The 19,396-nt window shown below is 45.7% G+C and carries 20 protein-coding genes; 16 read left to right on the top strand and 4 right to left on the bottom strand.

The genetic code is table 11. The annotated features are described in order from the left end of the window. Nucleotides 1-120: 120 nt before the first annotated feature. The 14 genes from ACUC6J_RS04935 to ACUC6J_RS05000 all read left to right on the top strand — a co-directional run bounded on the left by ACUC6J_RS04935 (nt 121) and on the right by ACUC6J_RS05000 (nt 13,161). The gene (locus tag ACUC6J_RS04935) at nt 121-567 is read left to right on the top strand and encodes a tellurite resistance TerB family protein (RefSeq protein WP_013369616.1); all 447 of its coding nucleotides are present in this window, start codon (nt 121-123) and stop codon (nt 565-567) included. Nucleotides 568-595: 28 nt separating this feature from the next. After that, a complete protein-coding gene (locus ACUC6J_RS04940; RefSeq protein WP_017426303.1) occupies nt 596-1,189 on the top strand; it encodes a TerD family protein in 594 nt (197 codons plus the stop codon). A gap of 46 nt (nt 1,190-1,235) precedes the next feature. Continuing rightward, nucleotides 1,236-1,811, top strand: a complete 576-nt coding sequence (locus ACUC6J_RS04945) for a TerD family protein (protein ID WP_016821472.1) — start codon at nt 1,236-1,238, stop codon at nt 1,809-1,811. 31 nt (nt 1,812-1,842) lie between these two features. Next, complete coding sequence (locus ACUC6J_RS04950; protein WP_447249845.1) at nt 1,843-2,424, top strand: TerD family protein; 582 nt, start codon at nt 1,843-1,845, stop codon at nt 2,422-2,424. 102 nt (nt 2,425-2,526) lie between these two features. Then, a complete protein-coding gene (locus ACUC6J_RS04955) occupies nt 2,527-3,792 on the top strand; it encodes a TerD family protein (protein WP_090888378.1) in 1,266 nt (421 codons plus the stop codon). Between the two features lie 26 nt (nt 3,793-3,818). After that, complete coding sequence (locus tag ACUC6J_RS04960; RefSeq protein ID WP_447249846.1) at nt 3,819-4,553, top strand: TerC family protein; 735 nt, start codon at nt 3,819-3,821, stop codon at nt 4,551-4,553. Between the two features lie 167 nt (nt 4,554-4,720). After that, on the top strand, nt 4,721-5,908 hold the full coding sequence (locus ACUC6J_RS04965; RefSeq protein WP_242210556.1) for an HpcH/HpaI aldolase/citrate lyase family protein: 1,188 nt from the start codon (nt 4,721-4,723) through the stop codon (nt 5,906-5,908). A 52-nt stretch (nt 5,909-5,960) separates the two neighbouring features. Further along, a complete protein-coding gene (locus ACUC6J_RS04970; protein ID WP_447250285.1) occupies nt 5,961-7,307 on the top strand; it encodes a phosphoribosyltransferase family protein in 1,347 nt (448 codons plus the stop codon). Continuing rightward, nucleotides 7,304-8,455, top strand: coding sequence for a cysteine protease StiP family protein (locus ACUC6J_RS04975; RefSeq protein WP_340864304.1), 1,152 nt, complete (start codon nt 7,304-7,306; stop codon nt 8,453-8,455). The genes ACUC6J_RS04970 and ACUC6J_RS04975 overlap by 4 nt, the downstream gene beginning before the upstream one ends. Beyond that, nucleotides 8,452-9,279, top strand: a complete 828-nt coding sequence (locus ACUC6J_RS04980; protein ID WP_340864305.1) for an HAD family hydrolase — start codon at nt 8,452-8,454, stop codon at nt 9,277-9,279. The genes ACUC6J_RS04975 and ACUC6J_RS04980 overlap by 4 nt, the downstream gene beginning before the upstream one ends. Nucleotides 9,280-9,304: 25 nt before the next feature. Further along, on the top strand, nt 9,305-10,336 hold the full coding sequence (locus ACUC6J_RS04985; RefSeq protein WP_045244154.1) for an ATP-grasp domain-containing protein: 1,032 nt from the start codon (nt 9,305-9,307) through the stop codon (nt 10,334-10,336). A gap of 58 nt (nt 10,337-10,394) precedes the next feature. Further along, complete coding sequence (locus ACUC6J_RS04990; protein ID WP_017426310.1) at nt 10,395-11,075, top strand: hypothetical protein; 681 nt, start codon at nt 10,395-10,397, stop codon at nt 11,073-11,075. Nucleotides 11,076-11,171: 96 nt separating this feature from the next. After that, nucleotides 11,172-12,272 (top strand): toxic anion resistance protein, encoded by a 1,101-nt coding sequence (locus ACUC6J_RS04995; RefSeq protein WP_016821463.1) that lies wholly within the window; start codon nt 11,172-11,174, stop codon nt 12,270-12,272. 340 nt (nt 12,273-12,612) lie between these two features. Further along, complete coding sequence (locus tag ACUC6J_RS05000; RefSeq protein WP_250251549.1) at nt 12,613-13,161, top strand: hypothetical protein; 549 nt, start codon at nt 12,613-12,615, stop codon at nt 13,159-13,161. 304 nt (nt 13,162-13,465) lie between these two features. On the opposite strand, the gene ACUC6J_RS05005 is transcribed toward ACUC6J_RS05000, so the two are convergent. From ACUC6J_RS05005 to ACUC6J_RS05020, 4 genes are all read right to left on the bottom strand, one after another. Further along, nucleotides 13,466-13,846, bottom strand: a complete 381-nt coding sequence (locus ACUC6J_RS05005; protein WP_039276833.1) for a DUF3899 domain-containing protein — start codon at nt 13,844-13,846, stop codon at nt 13,466-13,468. Beyond that, nucleotides 13,846-15,489, bottom strand: coding sequence for a peptide ABC transporter substrate-binding protein (locus ACUC6J_RS05010; protein WP_031462971.1), 1,644 nt, complete (start codon nt 15,487-15,489; stop codon nt 13,846-13,848). The genes ACUC6J_RS05005 and ACUC6J_RS05010 overlap by 1 nt, the downstream gene beginning before the upstream one ends. 241 nt (nt 15,490-15,730) lie before the next feature. Then, nucleotides 15,731-16,681: an ABC transporter permease gene (locus ACUC6J_RS05015; RefSeq protein WP_019686282.1), complete on the bottom strand. Its 951-nt coding sequence runs from the start codon at nt 16,679-16,681 to the stop codon at nt 15,731-15,733. Between the two features lies 1 nt (nt 16,682). Next, entirely contained in the window at nt 16,683-17,609 is a 927-nt protein-coding gene (locus ACUC6J_RS05020) for an ABC transporter permease (RefSeq protein WP_016821456.1), read from the bottom strand. 318 nt (nt 17,610-17,927) lie between these two features. Between ACUC6J_RS05020 and ACUC6J_RS05025 the strand changes: the two genes are divergently transcribed. Then, nucleotides 17,928-18,695, top strand: coding sequence for an amino acid ABC transporter substrate-binding protein (locus tag ACUC6J_RS05025; RefSeq protein WP_031462975.1), 768 nt, complete (start codon nt 17,928-17,930; stop codon nt 18,693-18,695). A gap of 40 nt (nt 18,696-18,735) precedes the next feature. Further along, nucleotides 18,736-19,395: an amino acid ABC transporter permease gene (locus ACUC6J_RS05030; protein WP_016821454.1), complete on the top strand. Its 660-nt coding sequence runs from the start codon at nt 18,736-18,738 to the stop codon at nt 19,393-19,395. The last annotated feature ends 1 nt before the right edge of the window (nt 19,396 follow it).

Here is a 19,396-nt window from a genome sequence, read left to right on the forward strand (position 1 = left end):
TAGATCGGATTTACCGCATTTTTGTATATTATTGTAGAATAAGATCGTAATTCAGGTTATAGTAAAGGAAGAAATTAACTAGGATAGATTATACCCAAATACGTAATTGTGGAGGGAAATATGAGTACATTTAAAAATTGGTTGAATACAACTAAAAAAGGACTGGGCGACCAGGTTAAGAAATTTAAGAACAAAGATTTTATGGAAGCTGTTGTTGCAGGTTGTGCATTAGTGGCATTTGCCGACGGTACTATTAGTCCGGAAGAAAAAACAAAAATGGCCGGATACATAAATATCAGTGAGGAATTGAAAGTGTTTGATATGGGTGAGGTCATCAACCGTTTCAATCACTATGTAGCAAACTTTGAATTTTCACCTGAAATCGGCAAACAGGAAGCGTTAAAAGCGATTGGTAAATTAAAAGGCAAGCCTGAAGTAGGTCGACTTGTCGTCGGCGTATGCAGTGCCATTGGTGCAGCTGACGGTGACTTTGATGCCAATGAGCAACGGATTGTTGCTGAGATTTGTGGTGCGCTTGGTTTGAATCCGTCTGAATTTAGTCTGTAAATTTTACGGAAGGGAGGTGTGTTAATCAGTGGCTGTAATTAATCTGGTCAAAGGCCAGAAAATTGATTTGACCAAGGGAAACACAGGACTAACCAAGGTTATAGCCGGATTGGGATGGGACCCCGTGCAGTCCAAAGGATTTTTTGGTTTCAAGAAGCAACCCAATATTGATTGTGATGCTTCTGCCATTTTGCTGGATGCCAACGGGAAACTAACTCAATCTGACAATGTAGTATGCTTCCATAATAAAAAAAGCCCGTGCGGCTCAGTCGTGCATTCCGGTGATAATCTGACCGGAGAAGGTGACGGCGATGATGAACAGATTATGATTGACCTGGCACGGATTCCGGCCAATGTCGATAAAGTGCTTGTTGTTGTGAATATATATGATTGCGTAAACCGGAAACAGGATTTCGGCATGATCGAGAAAGCGTATATCCGCATTCTGGACGGTGCTAATTCTAAGGAACTGGTGACGTTTAATTTATCTGATAATTTTGAGGGAATGACTGCACTGATCTGCGGAGAACTCTATCGCCATAACGACGAATGGAAGTTTGCTGCAATCGGTGCAGGCACCCATGCCGTACATATTGATGTGCTGGCTCAGCGTTATATGTAATTTTAGATTGCTCATACAAAACTAATGAGAAACGGGGTACTTACTCATGGCAATTAACTTATCTAAAGGTCAAAAAATCGATTTGACGAAAACAAACCCAGGCTTGTCCAAAATCACGGTTGGTCTCGGCTGGGACACCAATAAGTACGATGGCGGTAAAGATTTTGACTTGGACGTATCCGTATTTTTGGCGAATGCGGACGGCAAAGTGGAAACGGAAAAGAACTTCGTCTTCTTTAATAATCCACAAAACGAGAACGGTTCTGTCGTTCATACCGGAGATAACCGCACAGGTGAAGGTGACGGAGATGACGAGCAAATTAAAGTTGATCTGAGCAATGTACCTGCTAACGTAGAAAAAATCGCTTTTACGATTACGATCTATGATGCACAAGAACGCAGCCAAAACTTTGGACAAGTGTCCCGTGCCTACGCACGTATCGTAAATGAGGCAAACAATGAAGAATTGGTTCGCTTTGATCTGGGAGAAGATTTTTCGATCGAAACAGGCGTCGTGGTAGGCGAGTTGTATCGCCATAGCGGTGAGTGGAAGTTCAATGCCATTGGCAGCGGTTACCAGGATGGTCTTGCAGGCTTGACACGTGATTACGGCTTAGCTTAAAAAATCTACACAAAGAAGGCAGGTATGCAGTATGACGATTAGTCTTTCCAAAGGACAACGTATTGATTTGACCAAAACGAATCCAGGCTTGACTCGTGTTGTCGTAGGTCTTGGCTGGGATACCAATAAATATAGTGGCGGCGCAGAATTTGACTTGGATGCTTCGGCTTTCCTGCTATATGAGGACGGTAAAGCGAAGGCAGCTGACGATTTTGTATTCTACAATAACCCAACAGGTGGAGCGGGTGCTGTTACCCATACAGGCGATAACCGCACAGGTGAGGGCGACGGGGATGACGAGCAAATTATTATTGATTTTGCAAAGTTTCCTGCAAATATCCATCGTATCGGAATTACAGTTACGATTTATGACTATGAGGCACGTGCGCAAAACTTTGGACAAGTGTCCAATGCCTTTGTACGTGTGGTAGATGCGGCAACGGATCGTGAAGTGTTGCGCTACGATTTGGGAGAGGATTTCTCCACCGAAACAGCTGTGGTATTCTGTGAATTTTACCGTCACAATGCAGACTGGAAATTCCAGGCTATCGGTAGTGGTTTTGCTGGTGGATTGGGTGCGCTTGCTAAAAACTATGGCTTGGACGCTCAATAATATCCACATGGGGGTGGTGTCCAAAGGGCGCTACCTCTTTCTTTTTAAGCCATTGAAGGGCGTACGCTGAACACGACAAACGGACAGAAAGGTGACACAATCATGGCTGTTATCGTAGTAAAGGGGCAGAAGGTGGATTTGACCAAAACGAATCCGGGCCTGAGCCATGTCAACATAGGGATCGGTTGGGAGTCCTCAGCGGCTCTGGAACTTGATACTTCTGCATTTTTGCTGGGCCCTGGAGGGAAAGTATCAGGCGATGAGGATCTGATCTTTTACAATAATCCGACTACACCTTTTATCACCTATTCAGATGGACAACAGTTTGGTGACAAGAAACAATTTTCCCTGGACCTAACCAGAATACCTTCCCATATCGAGAAGATTGCGTTTACACTGACCATATATGATGCGGATCAGAAACGGCAAAATTTTGGACAGGTTCAAGGCGGATTTATACGTTTTGCTCATCCGATAAGTGGAGAGGTTTTACGATTTAATTTGGATAGTGGCTTTACAGTCGAGACGGCCATTGTAATAGGCGAGCTGTACCGCCATAACGGTGAATGGAAATTTAATGCGATAGGCGCAGGTTTTTCCGGTGGATTGGATGCGTTGTGTGAAAATTTCGGCATTGAAGTGGAAAATAATCCGGCCCCTCCGGTGCCGGTGCCTACACCACCTCCAGCACCTCGACCAGCACCCACACCGCCGCCTGCACCTCCTGTTCCAAAGCCAGAGCCATCTGCAACTCCGGTAAATCTGAATCTGCGGAAAATTGAGCTGAAGAAAAAGGGCGATACCATTAACCTGAAAAAGGGCTCAGGCGGATTAGGTGAAATCCTAATCAATCTGAACTGGAATCAGGTACAGCAGAGCAAGGGCTTTTTCAGTCGTGGCTCCAAGGGTGTCGATCTGGACCTGGGCTGCTTGTATGAGATGAAGAACGGGGATAAAGGTGTCGTTCAGGCGCTTGGGGAAGTTTTTGGTTCTCTAAATCGCTTCCCGTACATTGCTCTGGATGGTGACGACCGTACGGGCTCTGTGAAAACAGGGGAAAATCTCCGTATTAATGGGGCTAAAATTTCTGAAATTAAGCGAATTTTGGTGTTTACCTTCATTTATGAAGGAGTCACGAACTGGTCACAAGCAGACGGGGTAGTCACGCTGTACCAGAAGGACGGGCCAGACATTATCGTTCATATGAATGAACATGACAATCGCAAAGGGATGTGTGCGATTGCAATGATCCAAAATGTGAACGATGAAACGTTTAGTATTGAGAGACTCGTACAGTTTTATGGCGGTCATCGTGAAATGGATCAGGCATATAACTGGGGCATGCGCTGGACGCAGGGTAGTAAATAAATTGAATTATCGGAGGCACTCTTTTCATGTTGAATGATTTATTTAAAAATATCAGCGAGAACTACGGGCATTTCTTTTCATGGACTGATGTGGTAGGTACGCTTACTGACCCGGTGAGTTGGGGGATTATTGGAACTCTCATTTTGCTGGAAGGTCTTTTGTCGGCGGATAACGCCTTGGTTCTCGCAGTTATGGTTAAGCATTTACCAAAAGAGCAGCAAAAGAGAGCCTTATTTTACGGGATTTTAGGTGCGTATATATTCAGGTTTCTGGCCATCGGCTTGGGTACCTTCCTAATTAAGTTCACGCTGATTAAGGTGCTGGGTGCGGCTTATCTGCTCTACATCGCTTACAAGGGCTTATTCAAGTCCGAGGGTGATGGGGAAGTGAAAAACAAACCTACTTCTTTCTGGAAAACCGTATTAATGGTCGAACTGATGGATATTGCCTTCAGTATTGACAGTGTCATTGCCGCTTTTGGTGTGAGCGAGAAAGTATGGGTTCTGTTCCTGGGTGGTATACTCGGCGTTCTGATGATGCGTGGTGTTGCACAAGTGTTCCTCAAGCTCATTGATAAATTTCCGGAACTGGAACAGACAGCCTTTATTATGATCGCCATTATTGGGGGTAAAATGTTGGCTGCTGCTTTTGGCTTTCATATGTCGCAAGTATTATTCTTCGGCATTTTGATTGCCGTCTTTGTAGGCACAATGATTCTTAGCTCGGCAAAAAGAAAGAAAAAGGCCGACAAAGAGGCTTAATGTACAAAGTATAGCGAAATCCCTCCTGAAACTAAGGGGGGATTTCTTTTATACCCGAGGCACAGGGCTTCAGTCAGGCGAGATAGAGCAAGAGGAGGGGAAGGGCCCTGAAATATTTTAATGATTTAACCTCTGAGGAAGTAGAAGCGATCTTCTGTACTCCACCGATGGAGTTTCATAACCGTTCACCCAAAAATATATTGGCTTATGCCATAGGAGCGGCTTTGTACATGCCGGCAACCCGCTCGGAGGTAGCGGAAGAGATCAAAAATGGAAAGCATGAAGGACTAACCACAGTCATTCTGGACTTGGAGGATGCTATAGGGGATCAGCAGGTCGAACAGGCCGAAGAATCGCTGGCACAGCAACTGCTTCTACTATTGTCCTATGTACGGACAGGGATGATGAGTGAACAGCAATTACCTTTGCTGTTTGTACGTGTGCGCTCTGTGGAACAGCTGGAACGACTGCTGAACAGTTTGGGAGAAACCCTGGCGCTGCTCACGGGCTTTGTCCTCCCCAAGTTCTCTTCTGATAATGGACGGGCGTATTTTGCACTCATTGCTGAATATAACCGGACTATGCATACAGGGGCAGGAGACGCAAGCCGTACGCCTGTGTTGTATGGATTGCCGATTCTCGAAAGCTCTAAAATTATTTATCGGGAAACTCGTTGGAAAGAACTGCTGGCGATTAAAGAAATTTTGGATGAGGTTCAGGAATATGTGCTGAATGTACGAATTGGGGCCACCGATTTCTCCAGTCTGTATGGGCTGAGACGCAGCCCGGATATTACGATTTATGAAATTGCCGTCATTCGGGATTGCATCGCAGATATTATTAACTTGTTCGGACGCGTGGACTCGGACTATGTCGTTTCCGGTCCTGTATGGGAGTATTTCTCTCACCGAGAACGTATCTTTAAACCTCAATTAAGAGTATCGCCCTTCGAAGACGCATTTGGGAAGCCGGGACGCTACTTGCGAATGGACTTCATCTCAGATGCAGTGGACGGACTGATTCGCGAAGTCATGATGGATAAAGAGAATGGGATTATTGGCAAAACGATCATTCATCCGTCCCACATTAAGCCGGTACAGGCCATGTATGCGGTGACCCATGAAGAGTATATGGATGCACTTGAAATTGTTGAACGTAACGACGGTAGCCTAGGTGTATTCAAGAGCACCTATGCCAACAAAATGAATGAAATTAAGCCTCATTTGAATTGGGCTTATCGTATTATAAATAGATCTAAAGTATACGGGGTGTTACATGAACAACAACATTTTGTCAGTCTCTTACCCAACCACGAAAACACATCTGCTGCCAATTCTGGAGCAGTTCAGCGTTAAAATTACGGAGACTCATAATCCATTCCGTCTTCCTGTGGACAAGCTGTTTGCAATGGCGGCACGGGTCAATAAAAAGCGTTCGTTTTTGTTTGTCAGCAAGGTGCTGGGCAAGCATATTCCGGTAAAACCATACACCTCTCTGTTAAGTGGGGCGGCACTGGCGATCCTCCTATATAAAGAGCTTGTCCCACAGTCAGGACAACAGATGGATAAACTGATTGGAGAGGCCGTGAGAGGACTCCTTGACCCGAATTATGCAAAAGAGGCCTATCAAAAGCTGATGGATGAGCGTTTGGCTTTTTCTTTTCCAGAACCGATTAAATTTGTTGGTTTTGCCGAGACCGCTACAGCACTGGGACACAGCATGTATCGGTTGTTTGATGGCGGTGCCACGTATATTCATACGACACGCGAGGATATTCCGGGCCTTCGGCCTATTATTCGGTTTGAAGAAGAGCATTCACATGCTGTTGATCATCGTTGTTATGCACTGAATGAGGATGCTTTTGCCGGAGATGGACCCATTGTGCTGGTAGATGATGAGATTACGACGGGAAAAACAACGCTTAATATTATACGGGATATTCAGGAACATTTTCCGCGCAAACAGTATGTGATAGCTTCGTTATTGGACTGGCGGACAGACAGCGACGAGCGAGCTTTTGCTGATCTGGAAGCAGAGCTAGATATTAGGATTACGCCTCTAAGTTTGCTCAAAGGAAAGATAGAAATACAGGGAACACCGATACTGGATCACGCAGAATATGCCGGACAGACCGGGAACGCAGAGCATGCAGCCACTAGCACCGCAGAGGTTAATAAAGATTTGTCTGGAACAATTGACCGCTGTTTTGAAGAGGATGCTTCCGCTTTTGAGCGGATATCACATACCTCCATATCTACCGACGGGTACGCCAATACAGCTCCTTATCTTAAATATACAGGCCGTTTTGGTCTACAATCCGCCGACAATCCAGCGCTGGATGCAGAAATCGCGTACACAGCTGAACGACTGAACCAACTTCGTTCAGGACAACGAACACTGGTAATGGGTACGGGGGAATTCATGTACATTCCAATGCGGATTGCAGCGGAGTTAGGCCCGAACGTATATTATCAGTCCACCACACGCAGCCCGGTGTATCCCCATAGAGAAGAAGGGTATGGCGTCGCAAGTGGTGTGACCTATCCCTCACCTGAGGACAGTACGGTACGCAATTTTATTTATAATGTAGAGCCAGGTCAGTATGACGAAATATTCGTTTTGCTGGAAAGAGAGTCGGACCCAGAGCGAATGAAGCCCATGTTGGAGGCATTGAGCGGTCTGGGCTGTGATAAAGTGCATGTCGTTTATTTTAATGGTTTAACTAGGCAGGAGAGTAAAGGAGCGCGGATATGAAGCAAGCACTTATGGAGCAAATACAGCAGAAGAACATTCATCCGCCCGTACCGCTAGGCAGTTATCCTGCCTCGGATGTCACTTTTTTATTAAAGGATTTGAGCCGGGTTGCGTTGGAAAAAGGGACGGAGGATCGGGAAGAAGCGATACAGTCAGGCGTCCATTATTCAGAAATGCTGCCAGTGGAATACCAGCCCACAGCAGAGTATATTGGATTGTTTCACGAAACGCTTGCCCAATCTGCCGAAAAGGTTGCATTAGCGGCAGCTTCTGTGGCTGAGATGATTGTGAGAAAAAGAGGATTGAACACGGCGATTGTTTCTCTTGCCAGAGCAGGGACGCCTATTGGTATCCTGATCAAGCGTTATATTGACTGGAAGTATGGCGTATCCTTGCCGCATTACAGTATTTCTATTATTCGTGGCAAAGGCATTGACCGGAATGCTATTTTGTACATTCTACAGCAGCATGGGCTGGGGATTGAACTTCAGTTTGTCGATGGCTGGACGGGGAAAGGCGCCATTCGTCAGGTGTTGATCGAGGCCTGCCGTGAGATGAATGCAGATTACGGACTGCGCCTAAATGATGATCTGGCGGTGCTGGCCGATCCGGGTAGCTGCTCGGAGACCTTTGGTACACGAGAAGATTATTTGATCCCGAGCGCTTGTCTGAATTCAACCGTATCAGGTCTGATGAGCCGGACGGTATTACGCGATGATCTGATAGGTCCGGACGACTTTCATGGGGCTAAATTTTATGAATCCTGGCGGTCGGTGGATCAATCCAATACGTTTGTGGATACGGTGTCCGGTTATTTTCAAGCCGTGGCTAAAACGGCGGCTGCCTATGCGGAACAGATGACATTGAATCCGCCTGTCGTGACGTGGCAGGGCTTACGGGATATTGAGGCGATTCAGCAGGCATTTGGGATTCGGGATATTAATCTGGTCAAGCCGGGAGTGGGGGAGACGACTCGCGTACTGCTCCGCAGGGTGCCATGGAAAATTCTGATTGACCGTGAAAATAATCCGAATCTTCAGCATATTATGCTGCTGGCCAAGGATCGTGGAGTGCCTGTTGAGGTATTTGAAGGATTGACCTATTCCTGTTGCGGAATCATCAAGCCGCTCAAGGGGGGACAAGAATGATCTACGCCAGTGACCTGGATCAGACGCTGATTTACTCCAAACGCTCGCTTGGCGTGCCGCTGGAGTCCCCTGGTCTGTTGCCTGCGGAACAGATCGATGGGGCGACGTCGGCCTTTATTTCTGTACAAGCTTTGCAATGGCTCAAGACACTACCGGCAGATGTCATGTTTATGCCTGTGACGACTCGGACCATGGAACAGTATAGACGAATCACCGTGTTTCAGACGGAGCTGGTTCCCGCATATGCCGTGACGAGTAATGGCGGAAACATCATTGTCGGAGGCGAGGTGGACCGAGAGTGGAATCGACGTATTCACGAACAAGTACGCCGCGATGGTGCTCATGCGGAAGAGGCACGTCAGGTGTTCGGACAGGTTCTTCATGAAGACTGGGTCATAAACGAGCGTTTTTGCGATGAACTATTTTATGCTTTTGTAATTGAACGGGATCGGATGCCGCTGGAACAGGTGCTGGAGAAGGCGCGGATGATGCATGAAATGGGCTGGGAGGTATCCATTCAAGGGCGCAAAGTATATCTGGTGCCTGCGGCCGTGAATAAACAGGCAGCCGTGGCGCATATCCGTAACCTCACCAATGGGGGAGCTGTAGTTGCATCCGGTGACTCTTTACTGGACCGTTGTCTGCTGGATTATGCCGACTATGCGATTGCCCCGCGTCATGGTGAATTGTATCGGGAACAGCAGCGGGATAAGCTAGAGGTCAATTACCGATTTACGGAAGTGTCGGGGGTTTATGCAGCAAATGAAATTATGGAATATGTCTATGAAGTGCACGGGAGCGTGTCAGCGGCTCGTACTTCATGATTAAACTAATAGGGGACGTGGCGCTGTGAAGAAGGTCAAAGTGTATTTTAACCGCTGGTTTTCGGTGGTGTATCATTATATGAATGCTATTCGTAACAATGAGGACGGTATTCCGTTCGAGATCTATGCCACACACTCTGATCCGCAGCACATGGCACTGCAGGCCAGTGATGTAGCTGAAGTAGAGCCGCGCACGAGCGGTGTGGAGTATGCACAGTTTTGTGCTGATTTTTGCAGACGCCATGAAATTGATATCTTTATTCCGCGGTGGAATATGCTCGATATTAGCAAGCATCTTTATTTGTTCGACGATATTGGTACAGAAGTAATGGTGTGCCGGGATACCGAACTGCTGGAGCAATTGATGGAGAAGGATCTTTTTTATGAATCTATTCGTCAAAAGGATATTGTCGCCATTCCCGATTATGCCATTGCCAGTAATGCCGAGCAGTTTAAACAGGCTTACGAGTCATTAATAGCGCTTGGGCACAAGGTGTGTTTCAAGCCATGTAATGCAGAAGGTGGAATGGGCTTTCGTATCATTGATAATGAACGTGATCCGCTGGAGGAACTGTTCGGCCATGCACTGAATCATATTTCGTTCGAGGAGGCCTATCGCGTATTGTCTTCCACAGAGACGTTTCCCAATTTGATGGTGATGGAACTGCTGGAGGGATACGAATACAGTATCGACTGCTTGGCTGACCGAAACGGAAAATTGTTAGCAGCTGTTCCGCGTAGGAAGGCAGGAGGACGATTACGGCTGCTGGAGCAGCATCCTGAGCTGTTGAAGGTGGCAGAGAAGGTCGCTGAGGCGTATCACATTCCGTACAATTATAACATTCAAGTGAAATATAACGGCGAGCAGGCCAAGTTGCTAGAGATCAATCCGCGGATGTCTGGAGGACTTCATGTATCGTGCTTGTCTGGTATCAATTTTCCTTACCTGGCGGTGAAATCGGCTTTGGGTTATGAAATCGGTTCACTACACCCGCAATACGACATTCTAGCCAGTCACATCGAGCAGCCAATCACGATACGCAAATCCTTACATTGACATAGGCAAATATTGTTTTCTACAATATGGTAAGGGTTTACGTCAGGAGGTATAAGCTATGACTTCTAAAATGTGGGGTGCCACGATTGCTGTGGTCAGCTACCTGATTGCGCTTTTACTAAGTTATTGGTTGCCGTTGTTTGTGTGTCTGGCAATCCCGATCATTTGTATCGGAGGATACAGTGCTGTCATGGCTGTTCGCCATCCTCGTCCTAATCTGACCGGTTCCGTGATTCCGGTGATGCAGGAGCAGGCTGATCAGGCACAGCAACATAAAAAGGAAATCGCCGCACCGCGAGAGTCTATAACAGGACAAGCACGTTTGCCGGATCAGGTGAGCAGTGAATTTGCTCAGGTCATGGAGTATTTGGAAGTACTGGAGGATATGGTGATCTCCGAGGGGCAGAAAGATGCGCTTGATAACGAGATTGTCGAGAAGGCGCTGGCTCTATTTGCACGTTTGCAGCGGGTCATCCCGCTTTTGCATGAATTGAACAATAGTGAAGTGAATCACACGGTTCGGAGATTGATTTTGAAGGACTTGAATGGACTGATTAACCCGTTTCTTCGTCTCAGTGGCGACGCGAAACGGACCAACCGCAGGACGCTACTAAACGGATTGCGAGATGTAGATAGCAAAATATCTGTAATTGTATCCACGGTGGAGCATAAGGACCTGATGGAATTACAGAGCAAAGCAGAGCTTATTCACCAGCGGTACAGCAGCTCCGAATTGTAGGTTATTTTAATAGAATACAAAATCAGCAGCATAGCTGCTCTGAAAAACACTATTAGCTTTCAGCAACAGTTGTTTTCAGAATAGGAGGTTAGCATGATGGCGACCCCATGGGCTGAATTGAAAAAAGAAGATGAACAAAAGGTGACTGAGGAGGCTTCACAGCTGATTCAAAAGGTATCGCAAAGCGATGTTATGAGTCTGGATACCTTAATGGATGACATTGGCAAGCTGGGGGTTAAAACGCAGGAACGGGCGGGACAAACCCTTAAAATGTTGGATCGTCCGGTAAACGACCTCATGTCCGGTGATCGGGCTGAGGTTTCAAATATGATCTTAAAACTCCGGGATGAATGCGAAACGCTCCAGCAGAGTAAAGATGTAGGTTTTTTTGGCAAGCTCCTGCGTAAAAGCCCGTTGAAAAACTATATCTACAAGTATCAGTCGGTGAAGACGAACATCGAGAAAATCATTACTGCCTTGAGAGATGGCAAGGATAATCTGGAAGAGAATATCGTCAGCATGAGACAGTTGAAGAAGGCTTCCATTGAAGAAATCTACAATTTACAGACGAAAATTGCCTTTGGTAATCGCTTGAAAGAGCTGTTCGAAACCGAGATTGCCAAGCCGGAAAATGAAAATCGTAAGCCTCATCTGGAGCGGGGATTGCGCAAAGTGGTTACTCGCACACAGTCGATGACTGAAATGATTTTGTTATACAATCAGGCGATTGCAGCAACGGATATTATTAATGATAACAATGATAAACTGATTGATTCTGTTAATAATGCGATTGATAAAACATCGAATCTGATCACCGTATCGGCTATGATCGCGATGGCACTGGCGGACCAAGATAAAATTATTTCAGCCGTTGATGCGACTAACCGTACGATTGAGGATCAATTCAAGGAAAATGCGAAGCTTCTCAAAACGACGACCGAGAGAACAACGGATCTGCTTAGCAAGCCTTCTATGTCATTGGAGGCTGTGAATCAGGCGATTGGTGATTTGGTATCTGCTTTGGATCTGTCTGAAAAATCGAACCGTCGAATTATTGAAAGTTGCCACGATTATACAAGTAAAATGACAGCAATCAATGCCAATCTTAGCCAGCGTTTGGGCATCGAAGGGAAAGAACAATCCAAACCACTGAAGGACAACCATTCTTCTGAGGGGCTAAGTTCGTTTTTGAACTGATAACTAATACTCAATAAACAAAATAATCTATGAAAAAAGACGCCAGGGTGATTCCAAAAGGCGTCTTTCTTTGGTTTGGCAGCGGAGCATAAAGGACATGATGAACATATATAGCATTCTCGTGCATAAACTCTTAAAAAGTGAAATGACAAAGGAGAGAATGAGCGTATGATGTCCTTTATTTTGGGGTGTGTGATTGTCTTTTTACTCGTGGCTGCCAGTAGTGAAAAAGCAGACTCTATTGTGGAGTTAAATGAAACTGTGAAATAAAATTTTTTATTGAAAATCATGCATTTTCTGATAGGATAGAGTTAAATATTGGAATCCCAAAGGAGAATGCATGCTGGAATTTTCATTTGAAATCATCGATGAATCGAAAATCAACATTGTATATCAGTATGGGAGCAGCAGCTTCAATTTTAATTTATTTTTTAACTACGGTGTGTGGACGCTACATCCCTTTGATGGGATTCTGCTGCAAAACAAGGAAATGTGCCGTCTGATCGTTACGGATCTGTTTAAGAACAAAGATTTTCATGTCATGCTGGCACGTGAAAATATTTTATTGTCAACCCTTCGTACCTCTATTGATCTCAATCCCGAAACTCGGGGAGAGCGATATCAGGAACAGGATTTTGATGAGCTGTCTGAATTTGCTGAGTCACACAGCTTTGAAGATGTGCTGCAAATCGAACAGGATTCCATCCGCGAGCGTATGGATTTTTTCCAAAACATTATCCAAAGGATGTATATGGAAGGATTCGGTCCGGAAGACAATGATTTTAACAAGGTGCAAGCGATCCTCCGCATTTATAAGGCTGCACATGACCAACTCGGAGAATTGAGCGACTTTCCTCTAAGTGGCGACGAGCGACGACGCAGATGGTAGATTAGACGAGTTCCCGTCATGGCTGCAAGAAGCAAAGGAAAAGCGCATTTATTAAAATAAAAAAAGAGAGAGTCCCATGAATAAAATCCACGGAACTCTCTCTTTTTTTGTAGATCAGTTACAAAGCGGCAGGACAAGTGATTTACTCTTGGTCTAATTCACTCCTACACCTACTCTAAAACATGTAGAAGCTCTATTGGCGGTTGCCAGTGGAGCGGGCAGAATTGTTCTGGTGAAGCGAAGCGTTTGGAAGAACAATCTGCACGCGCAGCGCCCACCAACCGCAAGAAAGCTCCTCATCCCCCTAACTCATCCCCATTAATACTATCGAGCAAAATATAAGTCCCGTTCCGCACCCCGAAGTATATACCTTGAGGTGGCGGAACATGGATGTTTTCCAGGCTGACAGAGATTCATCGGAACGCAAACGTTCATTTTCCTCCTGCAATGCCTTGGATTGACGAATGAACAACTGCCCGATGTCGGCAAATCCCCGCAGAAAGAGGGTGAGAAAGCCACTTTGCAGGACATGGAAGATTGCACCGATTACCAAGCCTAGCAATCCTAACAGAAATAGTAGATTTGCAGTAGCCAGGTTTTCACGACCGTACACGAGATGGGGGGCGGCGTATAGAAATCCTAAGGTACCGATAATCAGGGCAGTGATCCCAAAACGTAAAATCATTATTTTACGACCCGTTTTGCAAAACGGAGATCTGGATTCGAACGAGCATCGAATACGATGCCTTGAATTTTAGGACTAATTAATGCAGTGTCCGCAGAGAACTGGATCGGTATAATCGGCAAATCTTCCATCAATACATCTTCCGCCTGATGAAGCTGTTCAAAGCGTTTAGCCGGATCAAGCTCAAAGGTTGAGGATTCGATCAGTTTGTCATACTCCGGGTTGCTCCAGTTGGTAAAGTTGTTCGAATTTTTGGAAGTATAGTGTCCCAATACGCCAAGTGGATCAAGGAAGTTTCCTTCCCAGCCCATACGGGCAATCTGGAAGTTCTTTTGTTTAAAGGTATCAATGTATGTTTTCCATTCCTGATTCTCCAGCGTCACTTCAACGCCCAGATTCGTTTTCAGCATTTCCTGAATAGCTTCAGCTACTTTTTTATGCTTGTCCGACGTGTTGTACTTGAAGGTGATCGGAGGCAGCTTGGTCAAACCTTCTTCTTTCAGTCCTTCAGCCAGCAATTGTTTTGCTTTTGTTGCATCAAACTCATAGTATTTTTTCGGCGCTTCATCACGGAAGTCCTTACCAGATGGTGTTGTTGTTCCGTATGGAACATAACCGTATGCCGGAGTTTCGCCACCTTTGGTTACGTTGGTAGCCAGTGCTTCACGGTCAATGGCGTAGGCAATGGCCTGTCTGATTTTTTTATTGTCAAACGGCTTTTGTTTTACGTTGAAAGAATACGTGTACACACTGAAAGATGGGTGCGACAGGAATTCCTTGCTGCTCTTTTCCTGATCCAATGTATCCACTGGAAGGCTCAGGATCAGATCCAAATCACCTGTTTTGTACATTTGATAATAGGTTGTGGAGTCTTGCACCATTTTGAAGTTAATCGTTGCCATCGTAATGGCATCTTTGTTCCAGTATTGATCGTTTTTCGTCAGCGTAATTTGCTCGTTATGTTTCCATTCCTTGGCTACATACGCGCCGTTGCCGACAATCGTGTTAGCTTCTGCTGCCCATTTGTCGCTTTTCTCCACAACAGCTTGGTTCACAGGTAAATAGGCGTGACCCACAGCAATCGTAGGGAAGAAGCTCAGCGGTGATTTTAGCTCAACGACAAGCGTTTTATCATCTTTAGCCGTAACTCCTACGTCTTCAATTTTACCTTTGCCTGTGTTGTACGCTTCGGCACCTTTGATGTAGTAGAGGGCAGAAGGATCATAAGCAGCCGTTTTCGGATTCAGTACCCGTTTCCAGGAGTATTCAAAATCCTTAGCTGTCAGCGGGTCACCATTCGACCATTTTGCACCGTCACGAATGGTAAAGGTGTATGTTTTGCCGTCAGGAGACACATCTACTTTGCTGGCAGCACCTTCTACGATTTTACCGGCTTTGTCGTATGTATACAGCCCTTCGTACAAGTTATCAATGACAAAATAGGACGTTGTATCTGATGCGAAAGCAGGGTCCAGTGTATAAGGCTCGCCACCTGCCAGATTGGCTGTAATTTCTTGCGGAACATCTGCTGGAGACGCAGCGGACGAGTCATTGCTTGCTGTCTTATCCCCAGTGCCAGAGCATCCTGCCAAAGCCGTTACGGCTAAAAGTAAGATGATCGTCATCCAATGCATTTTTTTCATCGTGGTTTTCCTCCATTATTATGGTTAGTTATTTGAACGTTGTGTATAAATCTCAAAACGATTTCAAATCAGCAATATTATAGAGAGCGAAACGATCAGCCGGGATTTATTCATCCTCCTTTCCGGCAGGTATGCCGCGTGTGCGCACTTCCATAAAGGAGCTGCCGTTTTTTCTGCGGTTAGGCGAGAAGCTGCGGATCATGATGACACCCCTCCTTGTCCAATTTGGATATCTGCGTTGTTAATGCTGTGAACGCGGGTCAAGTGCATCCTGAAGCCCGTCTCCAAGTGTATTGAACGCCAGCATGGTGAGCGATATCATCAACCCGGGGAAAAATAGGCGCCACCATTGGCCACTTAAAATAACGCCGAGCGAATCGTTGGCCATCGTCCCCCAGCTGGCTGAAGGAGACTGAATCCCCAGACCGAGAAAACTCAGGAACGATTCGGCAAAAATAGCCGACGGAATAGTAAACGTCAAATTTACGATAATGATTGCTGCTGCATTCGGCAGTAGATGCCTGAAAATGATGCGTGAATGAGATGTCCCCAAGCTGCGGGCTGCCAGTACATATTCCTGCTGCTTAAGCTGTAGGATTTGCCCACGTACTACCCGGGCCATGCCGACCCATCCAGTAATAGATAAAGCAATAATCATCGTGAGCAGGCCGGGCTTCATAATGACGAGCAGCAGAATGATGACCAGCAGATAAGGAATGCTGTACAAAATCTCAATAATTCGCATCAGGACATTGTCGATTCGGTCGCCCATTTTACCATGGCCTGCACAATAACCAGCTACACAGCCGACGAGAATGCCAAGCACTAAATCAATGGCAGCAGCAGCAAAACCAATCATAAGTGAAATTCTAGCTCCGGCCCATGTCCGTGCCCATACGTCCCTGCCCAGATCATCCGTGCCAAACCAATGCTCTTTCGAAGGAGAGAGATTCGTCTTCAAAAGGGACTGGTCACTCGGAGCATAAGGAACCATGGAAGGTCCGACAATCGCCAGCACAATAATAATGATAAGTAGGGAAAGCCCCAACAGAGCAAGCTTGTTGTTAAAAAGTCTGCGAAGCCGATCCCGCCAGGGTGACTCTTGGGGTCTGGTCAACGTGGGGGTGGGCATCTGGCTGCGGTCTACAAGACTAAAAAGGCTGTCCTTTTCGACAGTAGGTGCTGCTTTCATGTTAATCTCCTTTGCTGACTAATTTGATTCGTGGATCGACAAGGCGATAGGAAATATCAATTAAAAATAAGGTGACGACCAGAATGGCACTGTAGAAAATGGTCGTACCCATAATGACTGGATAATCCCGGTTAAAGATACTGTCTACAAAATATTTACCGATGCCGGGAATGGCGAATATTTTTTCGACGACAAAGGTACCTGTAATCACGGAAGCGAATAGCGGTCCGATAAAGGACAGCACCGGAATCAATGCATTGCGTAGTCCGTGACGAATGACTACTGCCCAAGAGGACAATCCTTTCGCTTTGGCGGTGCGTATGTATTCCTCATGCATGACTTCCAGCATACTTGTCCGCATAAAACGGGCGATAACAGCAAGAGGTGAAACAGCGAGAGCTAGCGATGGAAGCACCGTATGCTGCCAGGTTCCCCATGAGGCGACCGGAAGCAGATGCCATTTGACGGCAACATACTTGATTAACAGTGGTGCCAATATGAAGCTGGGTATGGAAATACCCACAATGGCGATAAACATCGAAATATAATCCAGTGGTCGATTATGGTGTAAAGCAGCCAATGTTCCAAGCGCAATACCGGCTATAATCGCAACCACGATGGATTGAATACCCAGCAGTGCAGAAGGTGGAAAGCCTCTGGCGATAAGCATATTTACGTCAGTCGTTTTCGATTGAATAGACGGCCCCATATCCAGCACGAGGAGATTTTTGAGATACAACACATACTGCACAGCGAGCGGCTTGTCCAGATTGTACCTAGCACGCATGTTTTGCAATACGGCCTCCGGAATCGTCTTGGAATCGTTCGAGAATGGATCTCCCGGAATGATGTGCATGATAATAAACGTTAAAGTGACGATAATCCATAACGTAATGAGCATCGTGAAAAGACGTTTTAAAATGTACATGGGACTTTATTTCTCCTGTCTATCAAGCTGATTTACATTCTATTGCTGCTGAATCTTCGAAATAAATAAAAGTATATAAGAATACTAGGAAATGATAAAACGGATAAGGTAACATGTCAAGGTAAGGTTTTACATTATAGAACACAGGTCAAATTTTCGTCACAAGTTTTCCATGTTTATAAGGCTAAGATTCCGCTGATTCCTCTCGACGAGTATCCTGCGGTATGTTATGATGATACTCTGATAACGTGTTAACGAACTAAAGCGTTTGCCACCTGTTTTTGAATACGGGGGTCACCATTGTTGGAGGGGAATAAGATGAGAAAAGCAGCCATGTTTACGATGATGATTGGGTTGATTATGATCGTGTTGGCCGGATGTTCCGGCGCTAAGGATAGCAGCAAGTTGATTATTGGAATTGATGATAAATTCGCGCCGATGGGCTTTAGAGATGAAAATAATGAGCTGACCGGTTTTGATATTGATTATGCGAAGGCGGCAGGGGAACAAATGGGCAAGCAAGTGGAATTCCAGCCGATTGACTGGTCTGCCAAAGAATCCGAGCTGAACAGTGGACGTATTGATCTCATTTGGAATGGATACACCATTACAGATGAGCGTAAGGAAAAAGTACTGTTCACGAAGCCATATTTGAAAAATAGTCAGGTCATTGTTGTTCCAGCTACCTCCAGTCTTTCCAAGCTGGCTGATCTGGCGGGCAAAACGGTGGGACTCCAGACGTTGTCCTCAGCAGCCGATGCATTGGATGCGAATCCGATTAAAAGTAAATTGAAGTCAGTGTCCGAGTACCCGGACAACGTTCTCGCTTTGACAGACTTGAAAACTGGTCGCCTGGATGCAGTTGTCATTGATGAGGTTGTTGCCAAGTATTATATGTCCAAGGAACAAGGGACGTATAAGCTGCTTGATGAATCACTGGCTCCTGAGGAATACGGCATCGGCGTGAAAAAAGGGAACGAAGAGCTGTTGAAGCAACTGCAATCTGCTTTGGATGAGCTGCACAAGAACGGAAAAGCGGCTGAGATTTCAAAAAAATGGTTCGGTGAAGATAAAGTATTAAATTAATATGTAATGTAATGAATTAAGGGTTTAGGAGTCGAAGGTTATGAGTATGGAATATATTTTACGAATTATGAAGCCTATGCTTGAAGGGGCACAGATGACGGTTATTTTATTTTTCATTACCCTCATCTTGTCTATTCCGCTGGGGTTTATCGTTACACTGCTGGCCAAAAGTCGGTTTAAACCTATTGCCTGGCTGATGCACACGTACATTTATGTTATAAGAGGCACGCCGCTTTTGCTGCAATTATTGTTCTTTTGTTTTGGTCTGCCAATGTTGCCTGTCATTGGCGAGTACCTGGTACTGGACCGTACAACGGCTGCGGTACTGGCATTTGTACTGAATTATGCGGCTTATTTTGCAGAAATTTTTAGAGGCGGAATGTTGTCGATTGATAGAGGGCAATACGAAGCTTCGCAAGTGCTGGGCTTAAGCAAGTCGCAAACGCTGATTAGAGTCATTGTGCCGCAAATGGTACGGATTGCTTTGCCTGCGGTAACCAATGAGGCGACGACCCTGGTGAAGGATACAGCTTTGCTGTATGCGGTAGCGGTACCGGAACTTTTGCATTTTGCCAATACAGCTGTAAACCGCGATTTTACGATTGTGCCTTATGTTGTAGCGGCCGTTATTTATTTGTTGATGGCTTTGGTGCTTACCATATTCTTCAGAGCGCTGGAAAAACGCTTTAAATTTGAGTAAA

The organism is Paenibacillus sp. JJ1683, from assembly GCF_053006485.1.